This is a genomic window from Xylophilus ampelinus (assembly GCF_003217575.1).
Classification (GTDB): Bacteria; Pseudomonadota; Gammaproteobacteria; order Burkholderiales; family Burkholderiaceae_C; genus Xylophilus; species Xylophilus ampelinus.
Genome location: NZ_QJTC01000004.1, coordinates 127269 through 152847 on the forward strand (window position 1 = coordinate 127269; position 25579 = coordinate 152847).

The 25579-nt window shown below is 70.0% G+C and carries 17 protein-coding genes and 2 pseudogenes; 14 read left to right on the plus strand and 5 right to left on the minus strand.

Annotated features, from left to right (window positions below; translation table 11 throughout):
* Positions 1 to 144: 144 nt before the first annotated feature.
* Together DFQ15_RS04645 and DFQ15_RS04650 are read right to left on the minus strand one after the other, a co-directional pair.
* Complete coding sequence (locus DFQ15_RS04645; RefSeq protein WP_110464851.1) at positions 145 to 1113, minus strand: LysR substrate-binding domain-containing protein; 969 nt, start codon at positions 1111 to 1113, stop codon at positions 145 to 147.
* Positions 1114 to 1291: 178 nt separating this feature from the next.
* Complete coding sequence (locus DFQ15_RS04650) at positions 1292 to 3376, minus strand: lytic transglycosylase domain-containing protein (RefSeq protein ID WP_110464852.1); 2085 nt, start codon at positions 3374 to 3376, stop codon at positions 1292 to 1294.
* A gap of 10 nt (positions 3377 to 3386) precedes the next feature.
* Here DFQ15_RS04650 and DFQ15_RS04655 point away from each other — a divergent pair, with 10 nt between their 5' ends.
* Positions 3387 to 3959: a 5-formyltetrahydrofolate cyclo-ligase gene (locus DFQ15_RS04655; RefSeq protein ID WP_110464853.1), complete on the plus strand. Its 573-nt coding sequence runs from the start codon at positions 3387 to 3389 to the stop codon at positions 3957 to 3959.
* A 24-nt stretch (positions 3960 to 3983) separates the two neighbouring features.
* On the opposite strand, the gene DFQ15_RS04660 is transcribed toward DFQ15_RS04655, so the two are convergent.
* Positions 3984 to 5867: a diguanylate cyclase gene (locus DFQ15_RS04660; protein ID WP_158529002.1), complete on the minus strand. Its 1884-nt coding sequence runs from the start codon at positions 5865 to 5867 to the stop codon at positions 3984 to 3986.
* 118 nt (positions 5868 to 5985) lie between these two features.
* On the opposite strand from DFQ15_RS04660, the gene DFQ15_RS04665 reads away from it, so the two are divergent.
* The 5 genes from DFQ15_RS04665 to DFQ15_RS04685 all read left to right on the plus strand — a co-directional run bounded on the left by DFQ15_RS04665 (position 5986) and on the right by DFQ15_RS04685 (position 13091).
* A complete protein-coding gene (locus DFQ15_RS04665) occupies positions 5986 to 6348 on the plus strand; it encodes a glutathione S-transferase C-terminal domain-containing protein (protein WP_374941001.1) in 363 nt (120 codons plus the stop codon).
* Between the two features lie 8 nt (positions 6349 to 6356).
* Entirely contained in the window at positions 6357 to 7610 is a 1254-nt protein-coding gene (locus DFQ15_RS04670) for a multifunctional CCA addition/repair protein (protein ID WP_110464930.1), read from the plus strand.
* A 176-nt stretch (positions 7611 to 7786) separates the two neighbouring features.
* On the plus strand, positions 7787 to 9301 hold the full coding sequence (locus DFQ15_RS04675) for an ATPase domain-containing protein (RefSeq protein WP_110464855.1): 1515 nt from the start codon (positions 7787 to 7789) through the stop codon (positions 9299 to 9301).
* A gap of 5 nt (positions 9302 to 9306) precedes the next feature.
* Complete coding sequence (locus DFQ15_RS04680; protein ID WP_110464856.1) at positions 9307 to 10971, plus strand: ATP-binding protein; 1665 nt, start codon at positions 9307 to 9309, stop codon at positions 10969 to 10971.
* A 323-nt stretch (positions 10972 to 11294) separates the two neighbouring features.
* On the plus strand, positions 11295 to 13091 hold the full coding sequence (locus tag DFQ15_RS04685; RefSeq protein WP_110464857.1) for a methyl-accepting chemotaxis protein: 1797 nt from the start codon (positions 11295 to 11297) through the stop codon (positions 13089 to 13091).
* On the opposite strand, the gene DFQ15_RS17375 is transcribed toward DFQ15_RS04685, so the two are convergent.
* A complete protein-coding gene (locus tag DFQ15_RS17375; RefSeq protein WP_158529003.1) occupies positions 13088 to 13228 on the minus strand; it encodes a hypothetical protein in 141 nt (46 codons plus the stop codon). The genes DFQ15_RS04685 and DFQ15_RS17375 overlap by 4 nt on opposite strands.
* Before the next feature lie 151 nt (positions 13229 to 13379).
* Here DFQ15_RS17375 and DFQ15_RS18105 point away from each other — a divergent pair.
* From DFQ15_RS18105 to xopV, 7 genes and pseudogenes are all read left to right on the plus strand, one after another.
* Positions 13380 to 13625: pseudogene (locus DFQ15_RS18105) on the plus strand (LysR substrate-binding domain-containing protein); the annotation flags it as partial.
* A gap of 65 nt (positions 13626 to 13690) precedes the next feature.
* Positions 13691 to 14512 (plus strand): CerR family C-terminal domain-containing protein, encoded by an 822-nt coding sequence (locus tag DFQ15_RS04695; RefSeq protein WP_110464858.1) that lies wholly within the window; start codon positions 13691 to 13693, stop codon positions 14510 to 14512.
* A pseudogene (locus tag DFQ15_RS04700) lies at positions 14509 to 15969 on the plus strand (efflux transporter outer membrane subunit); the annotation flags it as partial. The gene DFQ15_RS04695 and the pseudogene DFQ15_RS04700, both read left to right, overlap by 4 nt.
* A gap of 288 nt (positions 15970 to 16257) precedes the next feature.
* Positions 16258 to 17523 (plus strand): efflux RND transporter periplasmic adaptor subunit, encoded by a 1266-nt coding sequence (locus DFQ15_RS04710; protein WP_110464931.1) that lies wholly within the window; start codon positions 16258 to 16260, stop codon positions 17521 to 17523.
* A 48-nt stretch (positions 17524 to 17571) separates the two neighbouring features.
* Positions 17572 to 20715 (plus strand): efflux RND transporter permease subunit, encoded by a 3144-nt coding sequence (locus tag DFQ15_RS04715; protein ID WP_110464859.1) that lies wholly within the window; start codon positions 17572 to 17574, stop codon positions 20713 to 20715.
* 305 nt (positions 20716 to 21020) lie between these two features.
* Entirely contained in the window at positions 21021 to 22241 is a 1221-nt protein-coding gene (locus DFQ15_RS04730) for an HD-GYP domain-containing protein (RefSeq protein WP_158529004.1), read from the plus strand.
* A 165-nt stretch (positions 22242 to 22406) separates the two neighbouring features.
* Positions 22407 to 23429, plus strand: coding sequence for a XopV/AopV family type III secretion system effector (gene xopV / locus DFQ15_RS04735; protein WP_233504277.1), 1023 nt, complete (start codon positions 22407 to 22409; stop codon positions 23427 to 23429).
* Between the two features lie 48 nt (positions 23430 to 23477).
* Here xopV and DFQ15_RS04740 read toward each other — a convergent pair whose 3' ends face one another.
* A complete protein-coding gene (locus DFQ15_RS04740) occupies positions 23478 to 24362 on the minus strand; it encodes a ferritin family protein (RefSeq protein WP_110464863.1) in 885 nt (294 codons plus the stop codon).
* A 200-nt stretch (positions 24363 to 24562) separates the two neighbouring features.
* Between DFQ15_RS04740 and DFQ15_RS04745 the strand changes: the two genes are divergently transcribed.
* Positions 24563 to 25177 carry a glutathione peroxidase gene (locus DFQ15_RS04745; RefSeq protein WP_110464864.1) on the plus strand — a complete coding sequence of 205 codons (615 nt, stop codon included), beginning with the start codon at positions 24563 to 24565 and terminating at the stop codon, positions 25175 to 25177.
* The last annotated feature ends 402 nt before the right edge of the window (positions 25178 to 25579 follow it).

Genomic DNA, 25579 nt, shown 5'->3' on the forward strand with positions numbered 1-25579 from the left:
GCCCAATGCCATCCGAAAAACCGCGGCGACGTCTCCGGTGACATGCGAACGGAATGTAAGGGGCGTACAGCGTGCCTATCCAATGCCGTGTGCACGCAGCCGCATGCACAAGTTGCATGAAGCGACCGAACGCATTGCGAACCGTCACGTGGCGGGCGCGCGGGCCTGCAGGTACTCCCACAGCGCGTCGGCCGGTCGGCGCGCCGCGGCCCGGCCGCGGACCGACGCCCGCTCGGATGCGGTGCTGCGCACCACCGGCTTCTCGCGGTAGGCGCGGATCTCCATCGTCACCTCCAGCGGCGGCAGGCTGTGCGGCTGGGCGCTCACCAGCCGGCGCCCGCGCAGCTCGCGCCGCACCGCGCTCTGCGGCAGGAAGGCGATGCCATGGCCCTCGATCGCCATCGCCTTCAGGCCTTCGGCCATGTCGGTTTCGTATACCCGGTCGAGGTGGATGGCGGTGCCGTGGTCCTTCAGCAGCCGCTCCACCACCCGGCCCAGGTAGGCCGCCGGCCCGTAGCCCAGGTAGGGCAGCGGCTGGCCGGCGCGGCCGGGCAATGTATGGAGCGGCTTGCCGTCGGCATCGGGCCGGGTGTAGGGGGCGACCGTCTCCTCGCCGAGCGCCACCATCTCGTAGCGCGAGGCGTCGAGCTGCACCGGCTGGGCGCTGTGGTGGTAGGCGATCAGCAAATCGCAGCTGCCCTCCATCAGGCGCAGCACCGCGTCGTGCACGTTGAGCGCCAGGAGCCGGCTGCGCACCAAGCCGAAACCCTGCCGCAGCGACGAGATCCAGGTCGGGAAGAAGGTGAAGGCCAGGCTGTGCGGCACCGCGAAATCGATCACGTCCTGCCCCGCGGTACCGCGGCCACGCAGCATCGCGCGGGTGGTCTGCAGCGACTGCAGCAGTTCGAGCGACTGGGCGTACAGCGTCTCGCCCGAGGCGGTGAGCCGCGTGGGATACGAGCTGCGGTCGACCAGGTCGGCCCCGGCCCAGGCCTCGAGCGCCTGGATGCGCCGCGAGAACGCCGGCTGGGTCACATGCCGGAGCTGGGCCGAGCGGCTGAAGCTGCGCGTCTCGGCCAGGCTGACGAAATCCTCGAGCCACTTGGTTTCCATGGCGCGGATTATGGGGACGGCTCCGGCCCGCCATGCCGGCGCCCGCGAGAAAAAGCACGGTTGCCGCCAACGTCGGCGGCCAAGCGCCGCACGGGCATCCGGACCGCTGCTATTTTTTTAATAGCTACAGGTCGTTTCCGCATGCCGGCTACAGCCTCTTTTCTTTCAAGAACCCGGCTCAGGGCAGGTCCTTGTTCGGCTCGACGAAGTTCGGGTCTTTCGGACCGACGGTACCGAGCCGGGCGCGCAGCGACTGCGGCTGGCCGCTCAGGATCGCGGCGTAGCTGGTGGTGTTGGCCAGCACCTTCTTCACGTAGTCGCGGGTCTCGGCGAAGGGCACGTTCTCGGCCCATATCGCGGCGTCGACCACCGGGCCGTTGCGCCAGCTGCGCGGCCGGCCGGGGCCGGCGTTGTAGGCGGCGGCGGCCAGCGGCATCGAGCCCTGGAAGTCGTCGAGCGCCAGCTTCAGGTAGGCGGTGCCGATGGCGATGTTGGTATCGCGGTCGTTGATCTGCTCCGGCCGGAAGCCGCCCATCCCGATCTTGTTGGCCGTCCAGCGCGCGGTGGCGGGCATGACCTGCATCAGGCCGGAGGCGCCGACGCCCGAGCGGGCATCGGTGATGAAGCGGCTCTCCTGGCGGATCAGGCCGTAGACGTAGGCCGGGTCCAGGCCGATCTGCCGGCTGCGCATCACCACCCCCGACTGGTGCGGCATCGGGAACCGCTGGCCGGTGTCGAAGACCGATCTGGTGCGTTCGCTGGTGTTGATGCAGCGGTCCCAGATCTCGCTCTGGCAGGCCATGTCGGCGGCGGCCAGCAGTTCGCGGTCGCCCATGCCGCCTGTCGCATGCAGGTTGGTGGCGTAGTTCCACTCGCGCACGCCTTCGCTGCGTAGGCCGAGCAGGATCGCGTAGAGGCCGCGGGCCAGCGACGGATTGGTGCGGGCCGCCTCGCGTTCCTGCGTGGTGGGCGGCGCCGGCCGCTCGGGCATCGCGATGCGCTGGCCCAGCTCTTCCAGCGCCAGCTGCTCGTAGAAGCCGCGCGGGCTGGCGATGCCTTCGAGCAGTTGGCGCGCCTCGGCCCGCTGCCGGTCGGAGACCCTGCCCGCCGCCGCGGTGGCCGCGGGCAGCGAGGCGCTTTCGGGCTGCACCGCGGCCGTCGGCGCCGGTGCCGTGCCCAGCGGGCCTCCGGCCAGCAGCGCCTTGGCACGCCAGTAGACCCAGGCGCTGTCGACGCGCAGCGCGTCGTCCATCGCGGTGATGGCCGACAGCACTTCCTTCCAGTTGCCGGCGCGCAGCGCGGCGCGCGCCTTCCAGGCCAGCATCTCGCCATGCAGGTCGGTATCGCGGGTGACCTTGGCGAAGTATTCGAGCGCGGTGGGCGACAGGCGCGAGGCGGCCTGCCGGCCGATCGCGCCCCAGACCCAGTTGCGCTCCTCGGGCCTCATCTGCACGCTCCATTTGCTGTCGAGCTGCTGGGCGGCCGCGTCGGGGTCGGAAGCGTTCATCTTCAGCAAGGCGAGCGTCACCAGTTCCTTGCGGGTGCGGCTGCCGGCGGTGGCCTTGGAGGCCAGGAAGCGCGCCGGGTTGTCGCCGATCTGCGCGACCAGGGCCGATTCCTCGGGCGCCACGATCTCGACAGCGGCGCGGGCCACCCGTGGCCGGTTGGCGTCGATCGCCAGGCGCGCCTTGCGCCAGACGTCGTCGGCGGTGAACTGCCGCGCGGCGAACAGTTCGGCCGCGGCCAGGGTGCAGCCGTCGTCCGATTCGCGCATGCCGTACCAGTTGCGGCGCACCTCGTCGACGGTGGCCGCGGGCAGCGGACCGGTGCCGCGCAGCCGCTCGACCACGATGGCGTAGCAGCGCACCTCGCGGTCGTCGTTCATGCGGAACAGCGGATAGGCGTCGGCGAAGCGCTGCCAGTCGCGGCGCTGGCCCAGGATGCGCAGCCAGTCGTTGCGCAGCCGGTCTTCCTGGTAGGTGCCGGACCAGCGGGCGAAGAAGGCCTCGATCTCCTCGGGCTGGGCGGAGTCGATCCGGGCACGCAGTTCCCAGTAGGCGGCCCACGGCTCCAGCGCGTGGCCCTGGGCCATAGGCAGCAGCGCCGCCAGGCGGGCGCGGTCGCCGCGCTTGAAGGCCTGGTTCATCTCCAGCAGGACATCGTCCCCTCGCCCGGCGGGCGTGCCTTGGGCCTGCGCGGCGGCCCCGGTGCCGGCCAGCAGCCCGAAGGCGAGCGCAGATGTCAGAATCTTCTGGAATTTCATCGAAGGAATTATGGACAAGTCAGCCATTCGCAGGGCGTTGATCGAAGAAAGACTGAATCTGCCGGACCGCCTCTCTCGCTCCGACCAGCTCCAGCGGGTGATGCGCATCTGGCTCATCGGCCGGCCCGACGCGGTGATCGGCGCCTACTGGCCGATCAAGGGAGAGTTCGATCCGCTGCCGGCGCTGCACCGCTGGAAGGAAGACGGCGAGCTGCAGGGCGCGCCGCAGCGCCGCCAGATCGGCCTGCCGGTGGTCGACAAGACGGCCGGCACGCTCACCTTCCACGTCTGGTACCCCGGCTGCCCGATGGAGGAAGACGCCTACGCCATCCCCAAGCCGAAGGACACCGAGGTGGTGGTGCCCACCCTGCTCTTCGTGCCCTGCGTCGGCTACGGCGCGGGCGGCTACCGGCTCGGCTACGGCGGCGGTTTCTACGACCGGACGCTGGCATCGCTGGAGCCGCGGCCGTTCACCGTGGGCCTCGGCTTCGGGCAGGGCTTCCTGCCCGATTTCGAGCCCGAGGCGCACGACCTGCCGCTGGACGCGATTCTCAACGACAACGGCGTGGTCTGGCCGCAGTAGGTCAGGCACGGCCGTGCGCGGGGCTCAGCCCGCGGCCCGGGCGGCGGGCTGCATGTCCTCGGGGAAGGCGAAGTCCGAATGGTGCTGCTGCTTGCTGTGGTACATCGCCGCGTCGGCAGCCCGCAGCAAGCCGGCGAGGTCGCGCGCATCCCTCGGGAACCGCGCGATGCCGATGCTGGCGGTGACCATCAGCGCCCGGCCTTCGTAGTCCACCGGCGCGCGCATCTGTTCGCTCATGCGGTGGGCCATCGCCGAGAGCGCGCCCCGGTCGGTCTCGCCGCTCACCAGCACCACGAACTCGTCGCCGCCCAGCCGCGCGACCGTGTCGATGTCGCGCAGCTCGCTGCGCAGGCGCCGCGCCAGCTCCACCAGCACCAGGTCGCCGGCGTGGTGGCCGAAGCGGTCGTTGATCGGCTTGAAGCGGTCCAGATCGAGCAGCAGCAGGGCCTGCGGCGCACCGGTGGCGAACTGCCGTTCGGCGCGCCGCTGCAGGCCGCGCCGATTGGCCACGCCGGTGAGCGGATCGGTCTCGGCCTGGGTCACCAGGCTGTCGGCGCGGGCGTGCAGCTCCTGCTGTGCCCGCCGCAGCGACCGGAGGCGGCTGCCGAGCGCCACCGACAGCACCACCAGCTCGGCCGCGGCGCCCAGTTGCAGCAAATTGAGCTGCAGGCCGCTCCAGGGCAGCACACCCCAGTTCGAAAGGATCAGCAGCAGCGCCGACAACACCAGGATCGCCAACCCGCTCAGGTAGAGCAGCGCCGGCTTGAAACCGGCACGGTAGGCCCGCAGGCCGCCGACCGCCAGGAGCGGCGGGCCGAGCACCGCGACCACCTCGGTCGCCCGCGACAGCCAGCGCACCTGCAGCGACAAGTCGCCGTCGGCGGTCACCGCCACCAGCATGCAGGTCAGCACCAGCACCAGTGCCGCCAACGCCTGGTCGATGCGGCGCGCATGCGCCCGCAGATCGAGGAAATGGCGGCCGAACTGGCTGGCGAACACGGCCCAGAGCAGCGGTGCCGCGGTGTAGAGGTACTGCGGCAGCGCCGGCGCATCGGGCCACAGGTAGCGGGACAGGTGGCCGTTGAAGCTGGCCAGCGTCAGCACCGCGCAGGCGCAGGTGATCAGGTAGTACGTATGCATCCGCTCCCGAAAGATCGAGAGCAGCAGCAGGTTGTAGACCAGCATGCCCAGCAGGATGCCGTAGGTCAGGCCGTCGAAGAGGCGCTTGCCTTCGGTGGAGACGAGATAGTCGGTCTCGTTCCACAGCCGGGGCGCGTAGACCTGCATGACATCGGACTGCACCCGGAAGTAGACGGTGTAGAGCCCCGGCTCCGGCACCCGGAAAGGGAACGACATCCGCTCGGTCGGCACCGGCCGCGACGAGAACGGGTGGTCGGCACCGGCCACCTGCGGCGGTGCCATGCGGGTGCCGCCGGCGTCGTACGGACCGTGGAATCGGAGATCCCGCGCCGCCACCGACGGCATCACCATCAGCCAGTGGGCATCGCGCGCCCGCTCCGCCACGATGAACTGGAACTTGGCCCATACCACGCCCCGACCCAGGCCCACGCCGATCCGCTGGGTGTCGCCGGGATAGCGGAAACGCAGGTGCGGGTCCTGCGTATCGGCAGCGACGATCTGCTCGATCCGCAGCTCTCCGGTACGGTCGACCAGGAAGCCCAGCTTGCCGCCGATGCCCTGCCCGCCTGCCTGGCGCTGCAAGGAAATCGGGGCGCTGGGGTGGACGCTGCCCACCGCCTGGCGCACCGCCGCCTTCTCTGCCACGATCTGGAAAAGCCACAGCCCCAGCGCCCAAGCCAACGCCATCCACAGGATGGCACGCCCATCGCGGTTCCAGAAATGGGTGAGGCGGCGGCGAAAATAACCGCTCGCCGCTAAGGTGTGCATACTAAAAAGTGTAACGCCGAAACCCGAACAAAACGTAACCGCCCGCATGTCCCCGGCCCCTGCGCATGCATCGGCCCCACCCCTTCACCACAAGGGCCGCCCCACCGAAAGACCCGCCATGCCCATCCTCGTCATCGGCAAAAAAAACCACTCCTCCTGGTCGATGCGCCCCTGGGTATCGATGCTATCGATGCGCGACCAGCCCGGGGTGCACGCCGACGTCGAACACCACCGCGTCCTCCGGACCGGCCTGCTCGGGCGCTGCGCCGGGCCGATGCTCTTCGGCAACTTCAGCGCGGCCGACGCCTTCTTCGCCCCGGTCTGCATGCGGCTGCGCACCTACGCCCTGCCGGTACCGCCCGCCGTGGCCGACCATGCGAAACGGGTGGCCGCCCTGCCCGGCATGGCCGCCTGGATAGACGGGGCCCTGGCCGAGCAGGATTTCCGGAATTTCGAAGAGCCCTGCCGGCTCGCCCGCTGAGCGTGCCGATGCAGGTCTACAAGGTGGGCGGCGCGGTGCGCGATGCGCTCCTCGGACTGCCGGTGAACGACACCGACTGGGTGGTGGTGGGCGCCACGCCCGAGGCGATGGAGGCCGAGGGCTACGTGCCGGTGGGCCGCGACTTCCCCGTCTTCCTGCATCCGCGTACCCGCGAGGAATACGCGCTGGCCCGCACCGAGCGCAAGACGGCGCGCGGCTACCGCGGCTTCGCGGTGCAGGCCGCGCCCGAGGTGACGCTGGAGCAAGACCTGGCCCGCCGCGACCTGACGGTCAACGCCATGGCCCAGCCGCCGGGCGCGGTGGGCGACGCCGGCCTGGTCGATCCCTACGGCGGACGGCGCGACCTGGAGGCCCGGGTGCTGCGCCACGTGACCGACGCCTTCCGCGAAGACCCGGTGCGCATCCTGCGCCTGGCGCGCTTCGCCGCCCGCTTCGCCGACTTCACCGTCGCTCCCGAGACCGAGGCCCTGATGCGGGCGATGGTCGACGACGGCGAGGCCGACGCCCTGGTGCCCGAGCGCGTCTGGCAGGAACTGGCGCGCGGCCTGATGGAGCCGGCGCCCTCCCGCATGCTGGAGGTGCTGCGCCGCTGCGGCGCGCTGGCCCGGCTGCTGCCCGAGGTCGACCGGCTCTGGGGCGTGCCCCAGCGCGCCGACTACCACCCCGAGGTCGACACCGGCGTGCACCTGGCGATGGTGATGGACATGTCCGCCCGGCTGCGGGCACCGCTGGCGGTGCGCTTCGCCTGCCTGTGCCACGACCTGGGCAAGGGCACCACCCCCGCCGACGTGCTGCCGCGCCACATCGGCCACGAACAGCGCAGCGCCCGGCTGCTGCAGAGCGTCTGCGAGCGGCTGCGGGTGCCGGTGGAATGCCGCGAGCTGGCCGACGTGGTGGCGCGAGAGCACGGCAACATCCACCGCAGCGGCGAGCTGAACCCCGCCGCCCTGGTCCGCCTGCTCGACCGCTGCGACGCCTGGCGCCGGCCGCAGCGCTTCGAGGACGTCCTGCTCGCCTGCGAATGCGATGCCCGCGGCCGCGGCGGCAAGGAAGACGCGCCCTATCCCCAGCGCGACCGGTTGCGGGCCGCGCTGCATGCGGCGCAGACGGTGGACACCGCCGCCGTCGCCGCCCAGGCCGCCCGCGAAGGCGCCTGCGGCCCCAGGATCGGCGAGCGGATCCAGCAGGCGCGGGCACGGGCGATCGGCACCGCAACCGTGGGCTTCGCGGCCGCCGGCTGAGCCGTCGCCGCCGGACCGCCGCAGCCCGTCCGCCCGACGGGCCGCAATACACCTCGATCCGGGCCGTATTCGCACTGCCTCGGTATTTGGAAACCATCCCGACCGGGTATGCTGGCCGCCGGCGTCAACGCCCGACAGAGGGCATCTTCCGCAACCCTCCGAGCACGCCCCTTCCCATGACCTCCAACCCGCCCTTCACCAGCCCCGTACAAGCGCGTTCCTCGACAGGCATTGCCGGGCTCGACGACATCCTGGGAGGCGGCCTGCCTTCGCACAATCTCTACCTCGTCGAGGGCTCGCCCGGCACCGGCAAGACCACGCTCGGCATCCAGTACCTGCTGCAGGGCGTGGCGCAAGGCGAAAGCGCGCTCTATGTCACACTTTCGGAAACCGCCGAAGAGTTGCGCACCGTGGCGGCGTCGCACGGCTGGACGCTCGACGGGCTGAACATCTTCGAGCTGGTCACCCTCGAAGGTCTGAGCCCCGACAGGGAGCAGTCGATCCTGCACCCGTCCGAGGTCGAGCTGGGCGAGACCACCCGCGGCGTGATGGCAGAGGTGGAGCGGTCCCGGCCGCACCGCGTGGTGTTCGACAGCCTGTCCGAGATGCGACTGCTGGCCCAGGACCCGCTGCGTTACCGACTCCAGATCCTGGCGCTCAGACACTTCTTCTCGACGTCGGGCTGCACCGTCCTGATGCTCGACGATCGCTCGGCCCAGTCCAACGACCTGCAACTGCACAGCGTCGCCCACGGCGTCATCACGCTGGAGCAGACGGTCGGCGAGTACGGCGGCGACAAGCGCTTCCTGCGGGTGTCGAAGCTGCGCGGCGCCAAGTTCCGCGGCGGGGAACACGACTTCAAGCTCGACACAGGCGGGCTGTCGGTGTATCCGCGGTTGATCGCGTCGGAGCACAAGGTGGAGTTCTCGCACCGGGTCGGCAGCAGCGGTACCGAGGCGCTCGACACCATGCTCGGCGGCGGCCTGACCTACGGCAGCAACACGCTCTTCGCCGGACCGTCCGGTGTCGGCAAGACCACCATCGCCATGTCCTGCATCGCGGCCGCGCTCGACCGCGGCGAGAAGGTGTCGTACTACCTGTTCGACGAGGGGCTGGGCACGCTGATGGCACGCTGCAAGGCGCTCGGCATCGTGATCGAGCACCACGTCGCGAGCGGCCTGCTCGAAATCGTCCCGCTCGACCCGGCGCAGGTCTCGCCGGGCGAGTTCGCGAGCCTGGTGCGCCGGGCGGTGGAGACGCGCGGCGCCTCGATGGTGGGCATCGACAGCCTCAACGCCTACCTGCAGGCGATGCCGGGCGGCAAGTTCCTGCTGCTGCAGATGCACGAGCTGCTGACCTACCTCAACCAGCGCGGCATCGCCACGATCCTGGTGCTGAGCCAGCACGGCCTCTTCGGCGCGGGCGGCAGCGACGTGGACCTGAGCTACCTGAGCGACGCGATCCTGCTGTTCCGGTTCTTCGAGGCGCGGGGCAACCTGCTGAAGGCGGTGTCGGTGGTCAAGAGCCGCACCCGCAACCACGAGCTTACGATCCGCGAATTCCGCATGGGCGCCGACGGCATACAGATCGGCACCGCGCTGAACGATTTCGAAGGGGTGATGCGCGGCGTGTCGACCTACCGCGGCGCGCAGCCTCTGCTGAGCGACGATCCCGCCATCGACGAGCCCTGATCGCCATGGAACGTCGGGTGATGGTGCACGCGCCGCGGGGACGCGATGCCAATGTGGTGCACGAAGTGCTGGCCGGCCGCGGCATTCCCGCCCAGGTCTGCCAGTCGCAGGACGAGATGCTGGCCGGGCTGGCCCAGGGGGCCGCCGCCGCGGTGGTCACCGAAGAGGCGTTCGGCGTGACGCCGGGCGGCACGCTCGACAACTGGCTGCGCCGGCAGCCGAGCTGGTCGGACTTTCCCTTCATCGTACTCACCACGCGGCAACCCACCCGCCGTTCGGTGCGCGCCGCCGCGTCGCTGCACGCGCTCGGCAACGTGGTGCTGCTGGAGCGGCCGGTGAACGCCGAGACCCTCGCCAGCGCCGTCGAGGCCGCGGTGCGCGCCCGCAACCGCCAGTACGCGACCCGCCGCAACCTCGAAGACCTCGGCGAGGCGCGAGCCACCGTCGAGCGTCTCAACGGCGAGCTCGAAGGCCGCATCGCGGCCCGCACCCGCGAGCTGGCCGGCACCAACGACCGGCTGATGGCAGAGATCTCCGAGCGCGAGCGTGCCCAGGCGGCTTTGGTGCAGGTTCAGAAGATGGAGGCGATAGGCCGGCTCACCGGCGGCATCGCGCACGATTTCAACAACCTGCTGCATGTCGTCAGCATGAACCTCGACCTGCTGGCCCGCCTGGCGCCCGAGCCGCGCGTCGCCAAGGTGGCGGCGCAGGCCAAGCGGGCGGTGGGCCGCGGCTCCCGGCTCACCGGACAGCTGCTGTCGTTCGCCCGCGCCCAGTCCCTGCTCCCGCGCCTGACCGACATCAATGCGCTGATGCTGGGCATGCAGGAGCTGGTGTCGGTGTCGGTCGGTGCCGGCGTGGAGCTGCGGTGGGAGCTTTCGGAAGAGCCTCTCTGGGCCAAGCTCGACCCGAGCCAGCTCGAGATGGCGGTACTCAACCTGGCGGTCAACGCCAAGGACGCGATGGACTCGGGCGGCAGACTGACCCTGTCCACCCGGCGGGCCGAGGCCAGACCTGACCCGGCCCTGTCGCCCGGCACCTACGTGGTGGTGTCGGTGGCCGACGACGGCCCCGGCATTCCCGCGGCGTTGCTGCAGAAGGTGTTCGACCCGTTCTTCACCACCAAGCCGGTCGGCAGTGGCACCGGCCTGGGGTTGAGCCAGGTCTACGGCTTCGCGCAGCAGTCGGACGGCCTGGCGCGCATCGAAAGCGAATCGGGCCGGGGCACAGTGGTCGAGATGTGCTTCCCGCTGCTCGACGACCGTCAAGAGGCGGCCTTGCCCGAGGCTGCCTCCGCGCCGCCCCAGCCGGGCCTGAGCCACCGCATCCTGGTGGTGGAGGACGACGCCGACGTCCGCCGGGTGATCGTCGAGAGCCTGCAGCTGGCCGGCCACATCGTCACCGACGCGGCCGACGGCCATGCGGGCCTGGCGGCCCTGGCCATCCATCCGCCCGAGCTGCTGATCGTCGACTACGCGATGCCACTGATGAACGGCGCCCAGGTCATCCAGCACGCACTACGGGAGATTCCCGGCCTGCCGGTGATCCTTGCGACCGGTTACGCCGACATGGTCGAGGTCGGGCGGGTGCTGGGCACGCAGTCGATCCTGGTCGAGCCCTTCGACATCTCGACTCTGCTCGACGCCGTGGCGCAGGCAATGCGCAGCTGACTCCTCCGCCCTTCCCTCTGCCGACGATGCTCCCGAAAGCGCTGTCGGCCGAAAGATCGAAACACCACCGCGACGCCTGGTCGAAACAACCTCCAGCAATTGAAAAATCACGGCCCTTTACTATCCAATAGATGGAAAATGGATTTTAATCAGGGTGAAATTGCACGTCTACGACGGCAGAACGAAAGGTTTACCCCTCGCGCGGGAAATTGTCCTACGAACTCCGCAGCAAAAAGTAACAAATAATTCTGTGTGTTTCCAAATCCTCCGAGCTGGCCGCCTTCCGGGTGTGCCGGCATGTTCTTCCGTATTTCGCCTACGCCATGCCTTTGTCCAACGCCAAACTCGGTACCCAACTCGGTACCGCCTTCTTTTCGGTCGTGGTTCTCACCCTCGTCCTCGGTGTATTCGCCATCTTCCAGATGTCGGGCATCTACGCCCGCACCGACGACATCGCCACCAACTGGATGCCCAGCGTCAACGTCCTCGGCAAGATGCGCGCCAGCGTCAATCAGATCCGCCGCGCGGAAGGCGATCATCTGCTGTCGTCCGGAGGCAGCGACATGGACGATGTGGAGCAGCGCATCGCGAAAGCCAAGGCTACGCTGGCCGAGCATACGGCCGCCTACGAACCGTTGATCGCGACTCCCGATGAGCGCCGGCAGTACGATGCCTATCGCGCCGGCCTCGGCGAATATTTAGCCGCACAGTCAGCGCTCCTGACACTGTCGCGCGCCGGCGTGGCCTCGATGGCGCAGGCCCGGGACGCCTACCGCGGCCCGTCGCGCGCCGCGCTCCTGCGGACGTTGCAAGCACTCGAATCGTTGATCGACATCAACGACAAGGGTGCCGCCGCGGCTGCCGGTGGCGCCAAGAGCAGCTACGAAACCGCCCGTACCTGGGTGATCGGCCTGCTCGTCCTGATCTGTGCCGCGGCCACGCTGCTGGCGGTGACCATCGTGCGCTCGGTCACGCGGCGGCTCGGCGGCGAGCCGGCCAGTGCCGCCGACCTGGCGCAGAACGTCGCCGCGGGCAACCTGTCGGTGCAGATCGATCTGCGCGCCGGTGACGACCGCAGCATGATGGCCCAACTGAAACGGATGCAGGACAGCCTCTCGCGGGTCGTGGCCGACGTCCGCGGCAACGCCGAGAGCGTCGCCACCGCCAGCGCGCAGATCTCCCAGGGCAATGCCGATTTGAGCCAGCGCACCGAGGAGCAGGCCAGCGCGCTGGAGGAAACCGCCGCGTCGATGGAGCAGCTCAATTCCACCGTGCGGCAGAATGCCGACAACGCCCGCCAGGCCAACCAGCTGGCCGTCAGCGCCAGCAGCGTGGCCGAACGCGGCGGCGCGGTGGTCGGTCAGGTGGTCGACACGATGCGCGGCATCAACGAAGGCTCCAAGCGCATCGCCGACATCATCTCGGTGATCGACGGCATCGCCTTCCAGACCAATATCCTCGCGCTGAATGCAGCGGTGGAAGCCGCCCGTGCCGGCGAGCAGGGCCGAGGCTTCGCCGTCGTGGCCAGCGAAGTGCGCAGCCTGGCGCAGCGCAGCGCCGATGCGGCCAAGGAGATCAAGTCGTTGATCTCGTCGAGCGTCAACCAGGTCGAGCAGGGCACCGCGCTGGTGGACCAGGCAGGCACCACCATGCGCGAGGTGGTCGATTCGATCCGCCGGGTGGCCGACATCATGGGCGAGATCAGCGCCGCCAGCGCCGAGCAGAGCCAGGGCGTCGCCCAGGTCGGCGAGGCGATCACCCAGATGGACCAGGTCACGCAGCAGAACGCGGCCCTGGTCGAGGAGAGCGCGGCCGCAGCCGCCAGCCTGAAGCAGCAGGCCCAGCAGCTGGTCGACACCGTCGCGGTGTTCCAGCTGGACCACGGCGCGATGGCTGCACGCCGCGCCATGGCCCCTACGCCGGCCGTGCCGGCCCCTGCCGCCGCACGGGCGATCGCCAGTCCGCCGGCCGCCAGCCCGGTCGCCGTGCGGCGCCTGTCGGCGCAACCCGCGCCGGCGGCCCCTAAGCCGGCGACGCGTCCGACTGCCGCAGCGCCCGCCCCGGCGAAAGCGACGCAGTCGGTGCCCGGCGGCAACGCCGAAGACTGGGAAAGCTTCTAATCTGCCGGACGGCCCGCCCCGGCTATCAGGCGCGGGTTCCGCACCGCCGCACCGGCCGCACCCCTGCCCAGGTTGTCGAGCACCGCGCTCGGCACGGTCTGGCCGGTGCGCAGGCTGTGGGTCACGGCCAGGTGCATGTCGTTCGGTGCCGTTGCCGACCTGCGGATGGCGCTCCGTCGGCGCATCCGACGCCATCGGCAGCACCCGCACATGGGCCGCTCCGCGGTACCGTTCCACCGGACATTCGTGGATGCGCTCGTCCGTGGTGACGGCGCCAAGCGGACGGGCATGCAAGCCGATGGTCAGCACGATACCCCTCGCTTCGTACGCCTCGTCGCCCGCCCGGCACTGGAGCGCCTGGCCCGCGCGCATCCCGGCATCGAGGTGAAAGTGCGGGTGCGCACCTCCGACGAGAGCATGGCCCGGCTCGCCGTCGGCAGCCTCGATCTGGCGGTGGTGGCGCTGCCGCAGGCTCCGGCGCGCGACGACGACGACACGATCCGCACGCTGGTGGCGGACGGTCGTGCGGCATTCGCCGCGCGGCCCTCCCCCGACGACAATTCAATCGACCGATTGAAGTCGTGCTCTAATCGCGGCCGATGGATTCCACCCTGCCCGACCCGACCGCCCTGCCCGCCGCACACCGCGCCGACGGAGCCGAGGCGCGCGAGCGCCTGCTGCACGCGGCGCTGCGGCTCTTCTCCGAGAAGGGCTTCGCCCGCACCTCGACCCGCGAGATCGCGCAGGCCGCGTCGGTGAACCTGGCGGCCATCCGCTACTATTTCGGCGACAAGGCCGGCCTCTACGCCTCCACCTTCACCGAGCCGATGGGCGCGGCGCGCGACGTGATCCCGCTGATCAGCCCGCCGCACCTGTCGCTGCGCCAGGCGCTGCACGCCTACTACGCCTTCTTCGTGGAGCCGCTCAAGCAGGGCGAGCTGGCCCGCCAGTGCCTGCGGCTGCGCATCCGCGAGATGCTGGAGCCGACCGACCAGTGGGCCGAGGAAATGCGCCAGGACGCGATGGCGCCGCATGCTGCGCTGTTGGCCGTGCTGCGCCGCCACCTGGACATGCGGCAAGACGACGACGACCTGCACCGCCTGGCCTTCGCGCTCGACGGGCTGGCGATCCACCTGTTCGTGGCACGGGATATCGTCGAGGCGGTGCGGCCCGGGCTGCTCGGCAGCACCGACGCGATCGATACCTGGGCCGACCGACTGACAGACAACGGCCTGGCCCTGGTCACGACCGAGCGTCGGCGCCGTGCTGCCGCGGCACGCACGCCCGCGGCCGCCCGCTCGGCAATCGGGCGCACTGCCGCCACCCGAAACCGCTCCTTCCGCGCGCCGTCCGGCGCAGCCGAGCCGGCTGCCCCGCAGCGCACCCCCGCCGGCCGCAAGACCCGGAAACCCGTGCCATGAACCAGCCCCTCGCCCCGCGCTCCGGCGCGCTCCGCCCCTGCGTCGCCGGCCGCTTCGCACCGATCCTGCTGCCCTTGGCGCTGGCCGCCTGCACCCTGCCGCGCCCGCCCGCGGTGCCCGAGGCCCCGGTGCCGACCGCCTGGCGCACACCGCTGCCGCCGGCGCCGACCACCGGAGTCCCCACCATCGCCGCCAACCCGGCCGTCGATCCGTCTCTGCCCCACGGCGGCACCCCGGCCGGCCTGGCGCGCTGGTGGGAAGGCACGGGCGATCCGCTGCTTGCCCCGCTGGTGGATGCCGCCAACGCGGCCAGCCCCACCCTGGCGCAGGCGGCCTCGCGCATCGGCCAGGCGCGCGCCCAGCGCATCACCACCGGCGCGGCGCTGGGCCCGACGCTGGACGCCACCGCCAACATCAGCCGCGGTTTCCAGCCGCAGTTCTTCGCGGTCGCCACCTCGGCGCAGGGCAACCTGCAGGCGTCGTGGGAGCCCGACGTGTTCGGCGGCAACCGTGCGGCGCGCGACGCGGCGCAGGCCCGGCTCGAAGGCGCGCAGGCCGGCTGGCACGACGCGCGAGTGTCGGTCGCGGCCGAGACGGCCAACCAGCTCAACGCCCTGCGCGCCTGCCGCGAGCAGCTGGAGGTGGTCCGCAGCGATGCCCGGTCGCGCCGCGAGAGCGCCCGGCACTCGGCTCTCAGCACCCAGGCCGGCTTCCAGGCACCGGCCGACGACGCGCTGGCCCGCGCCAGCGCGGCCGACGCGGGCAACCGCCTCCTGCAGCAGCAGGCGCAGTGCGACGTGGCGGTGAAGGGCCTCGTCGCCCTCACCGCGCTGGACGAAGATCTGCTGCGGCAGGAGCTGGCCGCCACGCCGGTGCGGCCGCCGCCGGAATCGCTTTTTTCCATCGCCGAGCTGCCGGCCCAGGTGCTGGCCCAGCGGCCCGACATCGCGGTTGCCGCGCGCGACGTAGTGGCCGCCAGCGCCGACGTGGGCAATGCCGACGCGCAACGCTATCCGCGGCTCACCATCGGCGGATCGGTCGGGCGCTTCTATGTCGATGCACCGTCGGTCTCGGGCAGCAGCAACATCTGGACGCTCGGGCCGATCCAGCTGTCGCTGCCGCTGTTCGACGGTGGCCGGCGCGTTGCCAACGCCGCCGCGGCACGCATCAAGTACGACGAGGCGGTCGCCGTCTACCGCGCACGCCTGCGCCAGGCGGTGCGCGAGGTGGAGGAGGCGCTGGTCAACCTGCGCGCCACCGCCGACCGCACCGCCGATGCCGAGACCGCCGCGGCCGGCTACCGCGCCTCGTTCGAAGGCTTCCAGGCGCGCTACGACGCGGGCCTGGCCAGCCAGATCCAGCTGGAGGACGCCCGCCGCACCGCACTGGCGGCCGAGACGACGCGGGTGAACCTGAAGCGCGAACGCATGGCCGCCTGGATCGCGCTGTACCGCGCGGCCGGCGGCGGCTGGGAGCCAGCGGCCGCCGGCCGCGCGATCCGGCGTTCTCGCAGGACGGGCCGGTGCCGGGCGCGCCGGGCACCGCCGTCGCCAGCGCGGGCGCGGGCGGCACGCCGTCGGCCGCTGCGACCCCGGCGCTCGCAGCGCCGGCACCGTCCTCGTCGTCCGCACCGCCCGCGTCGCCTTCGTCTCCCGGCGCGGCCCGCTGATGGCCCGACCGATCCCCGCCCCGCCGCCCTTTCGCGCCCCACGCCCACCGCTTCCAGCCCCCTGCCGGACACCGCCATGCACCCTGCCCTGCGCACCGCCTACACCCTCGCCGCCCGCCTGCTGCCCGCCCCCCTGGCGCAGCCCGCACGGCGCAGGGTCGCTCTTCTTTTGATAGCTGGCGGCCTGGGACTGGCAACGGCTGCAGGCCTTTTCGGCTTGAACCGCGCGCGTGCGGCCGACAAGCCCGCCGCGCCGCGCCCGGCCCTGAGCGTGACCACCGTGCTGCCGCAGAAAATCTCGCTGCCGGTGACCTTCGCCGCCAACGGCAGCATCGCCGCCTGGCAGGAGGCGATCATCGGATCGGAGGCCAACGGCCTGCGGCTGACCGACGTGCGTGTCAACGTGGGCGACACGGTCAAGGCCGGCCAGGTGCTGGCCACCTTCTCGGCCGAGACGGTCAAGGCCGAGCTGGCCCAGTCGCGCGCCAGCGTGCTGGAGGCCGAGGCCACCGCCGCCGACGCCGCGGCCAATGCCCGGCGCGCCCGCACGCTGGAGAAGAGCGGCGCGCTCAGCGCCTCCCAGATCGCCCAGTACCAGACCACCGAGCAGACCGCCAAGGCCCGGGTGGAAGCGGCCCGCGCGGCCTACAACGCTCAGCAGGTGCGGCTGGGCTACGCCTCGGTCCGCGCACCCGACAGCGGCGTGATCTCTTCCCGCACCGCGACCGTCGGCGCGGTGGTGGGCGCAGGCACCGAGCTGTTCCGTATGGTCAGGAAGGGCCGGCTCGAATGGCGGGCGGAGGTCACTTCGGCGGAGCTGGGCCGCATCCAGCCGGGCACCGTCGCCCGCATCGTGGCCGCCAGCGGCGCGGTGCTGGAGGGCAAGGTGCGGATGGTGGCGCCGACGGTCGATCCGCAGACCCGCAACGGCCTCGTCTACGTCGACCTGCCGTCGCAGGCGGGTTACGGCATTCCGGCCGACCCGGCGCCGGGCCGCCCCAGCCCCGGGGGCCTGTTCCGCCCGGGCATGTTCGCCCACGGCGACTTCGCGCTGGGCCAGACCGATGCGCTGACTGTGCCGCAGCGGTCGGTGGTGGTACGCGAGGCGTTCAGCTACGTCTTCGCGGTCGACCAGGACCAGCGGGTGTCGCAGCGCAAGGTGCAGACCGGCCGCCGCGTGGGCGACCGGCTGGAGATCACCGCGGGCCTGGCGGCCGACACGCCGGTGGTGGTGCAGGGCGCGGGCTTCCTGAACGACCGCGACCTGGTCAAGGTGGTGCAGGAATCGGAACTGAAAACACCCGCAGCCGGCGAAACGCCCCGACCTGCTGCTACGAAATAAGGAGCAGACGATGTCGAAACCCTGCCCCCCTCTCGCGGTAGCCCGGCCATGAACGTTTCCTCCTGGTCGATCAAGAACCCGATCCCGGCGGTGATGCTGTTCGTGCTGCTGGCCTTCGCCGGCCTGCTGTCCTTCGAGGCGATGAAGGTGCAGAACTTCCCCGACATGGACCTGCCGCTGGTCAACGTCACCGCCCTGCTGCCCGGCGCCGCGCCCGGCCAGCTGGAGACCGACGTGGCCCGCAAGATCGAGAACTCGATCGCCACGCTGCAGGGCCTGAAGCACATCACCACCACGGTGCAGGACGGCACCGTCACCATCCTGGCCGAGTTCCGGCTGGAGAAGCCGGTGCAGGAAGCGGTGGACGACGTGCGCTCGGCCGTGAGCCGGGTCCGCGCCGACATGCCGGCCGACCTGCGCGACCCGATCATCACCAAGGTCGACCTGGCCGGCACGCCGGTGCTGGCCTACACGGTGCAGTCCACCAAGCTCGACGACGAGGGCCTTTCGTGGTTCGTCGAGGACACCATCGCCCGGCGCCTGCTGGCGGTGCCCGGCGTGGGCGCGGTCAACCGCGTGGGCGGCGTGCAGCGCGAGGTGCGGGTGGCGCTCGATGCCAACAAGCTCCAGTCCCTCGGCGCCAGCGCGGCCGACATCTCGCGCCAGTTGCGGCAGGTGCAGGCGGAGAGCGCCGGCGGCCGGGCCGACCTGGGCGGCAGCGAGCAGCCGGTGCGCACCCTGGCCACCGTCCAATCGGCCGCCGAACTGGGCGCGCTGCAGCTCTCGCTCGCCAGCGGCCAGCGCGTCCGGCTCGACCAGGTCGCCACCGTCACCGACACCGTGGCCGAGCGCCGCGCCGCAGCCCTGCTCGACGGCAAGCCGGTCGTCGGCTTCGAGGTGGCCCGCAGCCGCGGCGCCAGCGAGGTGGAAGTGGGCGCGCAGGTGCAGAAGGTGCTGGAGCAGCTGAAGGCCGACCATCCCGACATCACCCTGACCGAGGCGTTCAACTTCGTGCAGCCGGTGGCCGAGGAGTACGAAGGCTCGATGCACCTGCTCTACGAGGGCGCGATCCTGGCGGTGATCGTCGTGTGGCTCTTTTTGCGCAACTGGCGTGCCACGCTGGTCTCGGCGGTGGCGCTGCCGCTGTCGGTGGTCCCGGCCTTCATCGGCATGTACGCGCTGGGCTTCTCGGTCAACGTGATCACGCTGCTGGCGCTGTCTTTGGTGATCGGCATCCTGGTGGACGATGCGATCGTCGAGGTGGAGAACATCGTGCGCCACCTGCGCATGGGCAAGTCGCCCTACCAGGCGGCGATGGAGGCGGCCGACGAGATCGGGCTGGCCGTCGTCGCGACCACCTTCACCCTGATCGCGGTGTTCCTGCCGACCGCCTTCATGAGCGGCATCGCCGGCCGCTTCTTCAAGCAGTTCGGCTGGACGGCGGCGCTCGCCGTGTTCGCCTCGCTGTTGGTCGCCCGGGTGCTGACGCCGATGATGGCGGCCTATCTGTTGAAGCCGATCGTCGATGCCGAGAAGGAGCCGCGCTGGCTCGCCGCCTACATGCGCTGGGTCGCCTGGTGCCTCAGGCACCGGCTGGCGACGACCGCGCCGGCGATGGTGTTCTTCGTCGGCTCGATCGCGCTGATCCCGCTGCTGCCGACCGGCTTCATTCCGCCCGACGACAACTCGCAGACCCAGGTGTACCTGGAGCTGCCGCCCGGCAGCACCCTGCGGCAGACGATGGCCGCGGCCGAGGACACGCGCCTGCGGCTGATGCGGCTCGACAACATCAGGAGCATCTACACCACCGTCGGCGCCGGCAGCGCGGGCTCCGACCCGGTCGCCGGCAGCGCCGCGGCCGAGCCGCGCAAGGCCACGCTGACCATCCAGCTGGTGCCGCGCGGCGAGCGGCCGCGCAAGCAGGTGACCGAGTCCCTGATCCGCACCGCGCTGGAATCGCAACCCGGCGTGCGGATGAAGGTGGGCCTGGCCGGCGGCAACGAGAAATACATCCTGGTGCTGGCCGGCGACGATCCGCAGGCGCTGGCCGCCGCCGCCCGGGACGTGGAGCGCGATCTGCGCAGCGTGCCGGGCTTCGGCAACATCGGCTCGTCGGCCAGCCTGGTGCGCCCCGAGATCGCGGTGCGGCCCGACTCCGCCCGCGCCGCCGACCGGGGCGTGACCAGCGCCGCCATCGCCGAGACGCTGCGCGTGGCCACCGTCGGCGACTACGACGTGGCGCTGCCCAAGCTCAACCTGGCGACGCGGCAGGTGCCGATCGTGGTGCGCCTGGGCGACGCGGCCCGTACCGACCTGGCCGTGTTGGAGCGCCTGACCGTGCCCGGCACCCGCGGCCCGGTGATGCTGGGCGACGTCGCCACGCTGGAGGTGGCCGGCGGCCCGGCCGTCATCAGCCGCTACGACCGGGCGCGCAACATCAACTTCGAGATCGAGCTGTCGGGTGTGCCGCTGGGCGACGCGGCCAAGCTGGTGCGCGAGCTGCCCTCGGTCAGGAACCTGCCGCCCGGCGTGCGGGTGACCGAGGTGGGCGACGCCGAGGTGATGGGCGAGCTGTTCGCGAGCTTCGGCCTGGCGATGCTCACCGGCGTGCTGTGCATCTACATCGTGCTGGTGCTGCTGTTCAAGGACTTCCTGCACCCGGTGACCATCCTGGCCGCGCTCCCGCTGTCGCTCGGCGGCGCCTTCGTCGGCCTCTTGATCGCGCAGAAGAGCTTCTCGATGCCCTCGCTCATCGGGCTGATCATGCTGATGGGCATCGCGACCAAAAACTCGATCCTGCTGGTCGAGTACGCGATCCTGGCCCGCCGCGGCCAGCGCCACGCCGGCGGTGATGCGGTCAGTGGCGCCGATGCGCACGACCGCCCGCCGATGAGCCGCCGGGACGCACTGCTGGACGCCTGCCACAAGCGCGCCCGGCCGATCGTCATGACGACGCTCGCCATGGGCGCCGGCATGATGCCGATCGCGCTCGGCCTGGGCGCGGCCGATTCGAGCTTCCGCTCGCCGATGGCGGTCGCGGTCATCGGCGGCCTGCTCACCTCGACCGTGCTGAGCCTGTTGGTGATCCCGCCGGTGTTCACCTACATCGACGACCTGGGGCAGTGGGTGATGCGCACGGCGCGGGGCAGGCGGGCGCCGCAGGGCGAGCCGGCGGCCGGCCCGCAGCCTTGACCGCGAAGGCGGGCGGCTGGATCCGACCGCCGGTTGGGGCTTTTCGGGCGCGTCGACAGCGGCGTCGTATGCTCCTCGCTTCGGTGCATGTGGATTGCATGCGATATCCGGCTCTTTCGCCTGCGGTGTGCGATTCGGCGGGCGCCATGCCGTACGCCGGCAGCCAGGTGGCGCGCGGCGGCCGGTTGTGCATTTTGGGCAACCAGGACAATAAGGAGACGCCGTTCGCGGTCACCAGCTTTGGGGGAGTGCTCCTCACCTGCGTGATACGATTGCATACAAACGCAGGATAATCTCGGGCTCCCATGAAGCTCATCCCGCTCAACCTCGACTCGATCAGAATCGGCAAGCCGTTGCCGTTTTCGATCAGGACCACCAGCGGTACGCTGCTGGCGTCGAAGGGCTTCGTATTCGAGGCCCGTGACCAGGTGCAGGCGATGGTCACGCGCGTCGGCACGCTCTGCGTCGATATCGCCGAGTCGCCCGAGCAGCACCGTGCGTTCATGGGCCAGATCGACGTGCTGGTGCGCAAGGAGCACACGATCGGCCAGATCGCGACCGCCTGGATCGACGCCGGGCTGCCGACCGTCGATCCGCGCAGCCGCGCCGAGGAGACGCTGCGTGGTGCACCGCCCGACTGGCACGACATGCAGATCCGCGCGACCGCCCTGCTGCGCGATCCGAAAGCCCCCGATTTCCTGACCCGCCTGGGGCGGCTGCACGCCGAGCTGGACGTGCTATCGCGCCGCATGCCCGACGCCACCCTGTTCGCCCTGACCCATTTCGCATCGAGCGAGCTGGAGATGTACAGCGCCACGCACGGCATGCTGGTAGCCGTGGTCTGCATCATGGCGGCCCGCGACACCCTCAAATGGGACGCCGCCACGGTCGAGACGGTGGGCAAGGCCGCGCTGACGATGAACATCAGCATGACCGAGCTGCAGGACGAGCTGGCCCAGCAGACCGCCCGCCCCAACGAGAACCAGATGGCGGTGATCGCCATGCATGCCCACGGCTCGGCCGGGCTGCTCGAGCGCCAGGGCATCACCGATCCGCTGTGGCTCGATGCGGTGCGACTGCACCACGAGCCGCCCTCGGGGGCCCTGCAGGACATGCAGCCGGCCGAGCGGCTGGCCCGGCTGATCGAACGGGCCGACATCTTCGCGGCACGCCTGTCGCCGCGGGTCTCGCGCACCGCCATGCCGGCGGCCGTCGCGATGCGGGCCAGCTACCTCGACCGGGACCAGAAGGTGGACGAGGCGGGCAAGGCGCTGTTCAGCGCCATCGGCGTCTATCCGCCGGGCTGCTTCGTCAAGCTGGCGAGCAACGAGACGGCGATCGTGCTCAAGCGCGGCCGCACCGGCACCACGCCGAAGGTGGCGGTGGTGCTGAACCGACAGGGCTCGCCGATCGGCGAGATGGTGGTACGCGACACGATGCAGCCCGCCTACAAGATCGCCAACGGCGTGACCCACGGCGAGGTGAAGGTCAAGCTGCAGCTCGACCGACTGCTTGGAATGATCTGATTCGCTGAGCCCGTCATGCACTTTTCCCGCGAGCTTCTCGGCTGTTTTCCTGTCTATCCGCCCCCGCAGTGCCTCGTCCGAGCGCACTGGCATGGCGCCGTATATCGCCTGATGCCCCATGGATTCGCATTGCACCGACGCACCTGGAGGAGTTGATCCGAAGATTTGATTTTGGCGATCCGAGGCAATTTCATGGAAATCTCCGCAACCGGTGTCCCCACATCGCCCGCCGCGCCGGACGGCAGCATCGGCGCGCAGCGCGATACCCCGCTACGCATCTGCGCACCACCGTCAGGCGGGCCCCTCGATGGGTTACCGCGCCTGCGCCGCACCCATTCGGCTACGGCCGCGTTGGCCCGGCTCCCGACACCCACCCCGCGTCTCGACGCGCTATTCGCAAGCGTCCAGCCGGCACGAGGAAAGATATGGGATACCGAGTCGGGAGCGGTGCACAGAACACCGATCCAGAAGCAGGAAATAGAAGACCTCGGCGAAGGCCGGGCGCGTGTGAGGATCAACCCGACGCGGCTGTTCGTGTCCACCGCACCGGCACGGGAAGACGCGCATTCCGGCGATTCCTCCGCCCTGGCCGAGCGTTTCGGCATGACTGTCGACGAAATCGACAACAGCCGGCGAACGCCGACGTTCCGTGCCCAAACCGAGACAGACGGTGCAACCCCGTCGCAGCGCTCGCTAGCTCAGCGCTTGCGGCTGGACGACCTGCGCGAAAAGAAACTGGAATACAAGTGGAATATCGCCAAGAACGGCAGCCTGGTTATCGGTGAAGTGCATCCTGGCGTGGCATTGGATGAGCCGATGACAACCAAGCAGGCACGCAAGAAGAAACAGCCGTTCGCGCAAGGCCACGTCACCCTGGTCGGGGGCCAGCCATGGCAACAACCTTGGCAGAGTAATTGCCAGATACCCGAAGCCCGCATTTGCGGCACGCTCTACTACGACGACCACGGCGAGTTGTCGATCGATAACGATTCCGGTCGCTTCAGCGAATATGTAGACCGCACACCCGAGCATCTTGCGCAGGTCGCCCGGCTCTTCCAGCAGTACGGCTTGCCTGTGAAACAGGAATGGATCACCAAGCCGCCGGTGCCGCTACGAAATCCATCCACTCCATCGCACGACGCAGCGACTGCGGCAAGCAGGGCCGCCAACGTCGCCCAGGGCGGTTGATTCAACCCATCCCCTGGATCGCTGCAACCGTGCGGACGGGCGGTGGATTCAAGCCTTCGTCTCCAGGGCTGCTGCGGATGGGGCTTCTGATCCGGGCGTCGCCGCCATCTGCGCACCCAGCTCCTTGCGGTAGCGGTTCAACTCCTGCACCGTGGCGAAAGTGCGGCCGAGCAGCAGGCTCAGGTTGTGCAGGATGCGCTCGCCGACCTTGCCTTCCCAGGCCGCGTCGAATTTGATCTGGGTATCGAGCCAGTGCTCCAGCCATTCCGGGTCGGGCATGCGGCTCTGGATGGTGTCGCGCGGGAACAAGGATTTATTGACGTGCAGGTTGGTCGGGTGCAAGGCCTGCGCGGTGCGCCGGGCGCTGGCCATCAGCACGCCGACCTTGGTGAAGGCCAGCTTGGCTTCGTCGCCCGACTTGGCGATTGCCCGCTTCATGTAGCGCAAGTAGGCGCCGCCGTGACGGGCCTCGTCCTGGCTGAGAGTGGTGTAGATCTGCTTGATGACCGGCTCGGTGTGCCATTCGGCCGCGCGGCGGTACCAGTGGTTGAGGCGGATTTCGCCACAGAAGTGCAGCATCAGCGTCTCGAGCGGCGGGGCCGGGTCGAAGTCGAAGCGGATATCGTGCAGCTCCTTTTCGGTCGGCGCATGCTGGGGGGCGAAACGCTTCAAGTACTCCATCAGTACCAGCGAGTGCTTCTGCTCCTCGAAGAACCAGATCGACATGAAGGCCGAGAAGTCGCTGTCGTCGCGGTTGTCGCGCAGGAACATCTCGGTCGCCGGCAGGGCCGCCCACTCGGTGATCGCGTTCATTTTGACCGTCTCGGCCTGCTCGTCGGCCAGCAGCGAGGCGTCGAACGTGTCCCAGGGAATGTCCCGGTCCATGTCCCAGCGCACGGATTCGAGTTGCTTGAAGAGTTCGGGGTAGAGCATGGCAGTCCTTGTAACGCCTCAATTTTAGGCGGCGCCCCTGGTGAAACGGCCGGAGGCGGCACCGCCGCCAGGAAGATGCGAGCCGTTCGCGCCCCCGGCTTTCGCGGCCGCGAGTCCCTGTCCGACAAGGGCGCCGGCCCCGCGACACCGGCCCGGGCGGCTCGACAGAAGCCGCGTTCTGCCGCACCATCCGGCCCACCATGCACATCCCGATCCGCGCCCTTCGCCTTCCGGCCGTCCTGGCCGCCCTGGCGCTCTGCGCCGCCGGCGCCGTTTCCGCGGCGACGCCTGCCGCTCCGGCGACCTCGACGGCAGCGGCCGACCCCGCCTCCTGCCCCGCCACGCTGCGCTACACCTTCGACCGGCTGCAGGACGAAAAGCCGCAGTCGCTCTGCCAGTACAGCGGCAAGGTGCTGCTGGTGGTCAACACCGCCAGCTTCTGCGGCTTCACTCCGCAGTACAAGGGTCTGGAGGCCCTGCATGCCAAGTACAAGGACCGGGGGCTGGTGGTGCTGGGCTTCCCGTCCAACGATTTCGCGCAGGAATCGGCGTCGAACAGGGAAATCGCCGATTTCTGCGAGAACACCTTCGGCGTGCAGTTTCCGATGTTCACCAAGACAGCGGTACGCGGCGCCGACGCGCATCCGTTCTTCCGGCAATTGGCCCAGGCCACCGGCACCGCGCCGAAGTGGAATTTCTACAAATACCTGATCGGCCGCGACGGCCGCATCGTCGAGAGCTACAGCAGCATGACCTCGCCCGACAGCCGCGACCTGGTGCGCGACGTGGAGAACCTGCTGGCGGCGAAGAATTGACTCGGCTCCTTCCTGACAGTCAGCTTACAAAAGATTACGCAAACGGAGCGACGGCGGCGGAACCCGGATGTAGGTTGCTGCTCATATTCCGCACTCGCGGTAAACACCGCTCACCGGTTTTTTGTTGCGAAGCCTTCCGGTCCCCGATGACCGGACTGCAATCCCGGGGCGACTCTTCTCCTCCCTCCTCCCTCCCTCCTTCGCGTCGGGGCGCTTCGCAGCAATTTTGTATTCGGACAGTCGCAAGGGGAGTGCGGCTGGCGCTTCGGCGCCGATAGCCTCCCCCATACCCGGGTTCGAAAAGCGGTGCCCTGCGATGGCGCAGCCGTGTCGCGAAGGTCGGCCGCGCATGCCTGCTGGCTGACCGGCAAAAACTTCGCAGGCCCGACTCCGCTATGAAAT

Coding starts and splice junctions, on each gene's coding strand:
- DFQ15_RS04645 (WP_110464851.1), bottom strand. CDS start 1,113: ATGGAAACCAAGTGGCTCGAGGATTTCGTCAGCCTGGCCGAGACGCGC.
- DFQ15_RS04650 (WP_110464852.1), bottom strand. CDS start 3,376: ATGAAATTCCAGAAGATTCTGACATCTGCGCTCGCCTTCGGGCTGCTG.
- DFQ15_RS04655 (WP_110464853.1), top strand. CDS start 3,387: ATGGACAAGTCAGCCATTCGCAGGGCGTTGATCGAAGAAAGACTGAAT.
- DFQ15_RS04660 (WP_158529002.1), bottom strand. CDS start 5,867: ATGCACACCTTAGCGGCGAGCGGTTATTTTCGCCGCCGCCTCACCCAT.
- DFQ15_RS04665 (WP_374941001.1), top strand. CDS start 5,986: ATGCCCATCCTCGTCATCGGCAAAAAAAACCACTCCTCCTGGTCGATG.
- DFQ15_RS04670 (WP_110464930.1), top strand. CDS start 6,357: ATGCAGGTCTACAAGGTGGGCGGCGCGGTGCGCGATGCGCTCCTCGGA.
- DFQ15_RS04675 (WP_110464855.1), top strand. CDS start 7,787: ATGACCTCCAACCCGCCCTTCACCAGCCCCGTACAAGCGCGTTCCTCG.
- DFQ15_RS04680 (WP_110464856.1), top strand. CDS start 9,307: ATGGAACGTCGGGTGATGGTGCACGCGCCGCGGGGACGCGATGCCAAT.
- DFQ15_RS04685 (WP_110464857.1), top strand. CDS start 11,295: ATGCCTTTGTCCAACGCCAAACTCGGTACCCAACTCGGTACCGCCTTC.
- DFQ15_RS17375 (WP_158529003.1), bottom strand. CDS start 13,228: ATGCACCTGGCCGTGACCCACAGCCTGCGCACCGGCCAGACCGTGCCG.
- DFQ15_RS04695 (WP_110464858.1), top strand. CDS start 13,691: ATGGATTCCACCCTGCCCGACCCGACCGCCCTGCCCGCCGCACACCGC.
- DFQ15_RS04710 (WP_110464931.1), top strand. CDS start 16,258: ATGCACCCTGCCCTGCGCACCGCCTACACCCTCGCCGCCCGCCTGCTG.
- DFQ15_RS04715 (WP_110464859.1), top strand. CDS start 17,572: ATGAACGTTTCCTCCTGGTCGATCAAGAACCCGATCCCGGCGGTGATG.
- DFQ15_RS04730 (WP_158529004.1), top strand. CDS start 21,021: ATGAAGCTCATCCCGCTCAACCTCGACTCGATCAGAATCGGCAAGCCG.
- DFQ15_RS04740 (WP_110464863.1), bottom strand. CDS start 24,362: ATGCTCTACCCCGAACTCTTCAAGCAACTCGAATCCGTGCGCTGGGAC.
- DFQ15_RS04745 (WP_110464864.1), top strand. CDS start 24,563: ATGCACATCCCGATCCGCGCCCTTCGCCTTCCGGCCGTCCTGGCCGCC.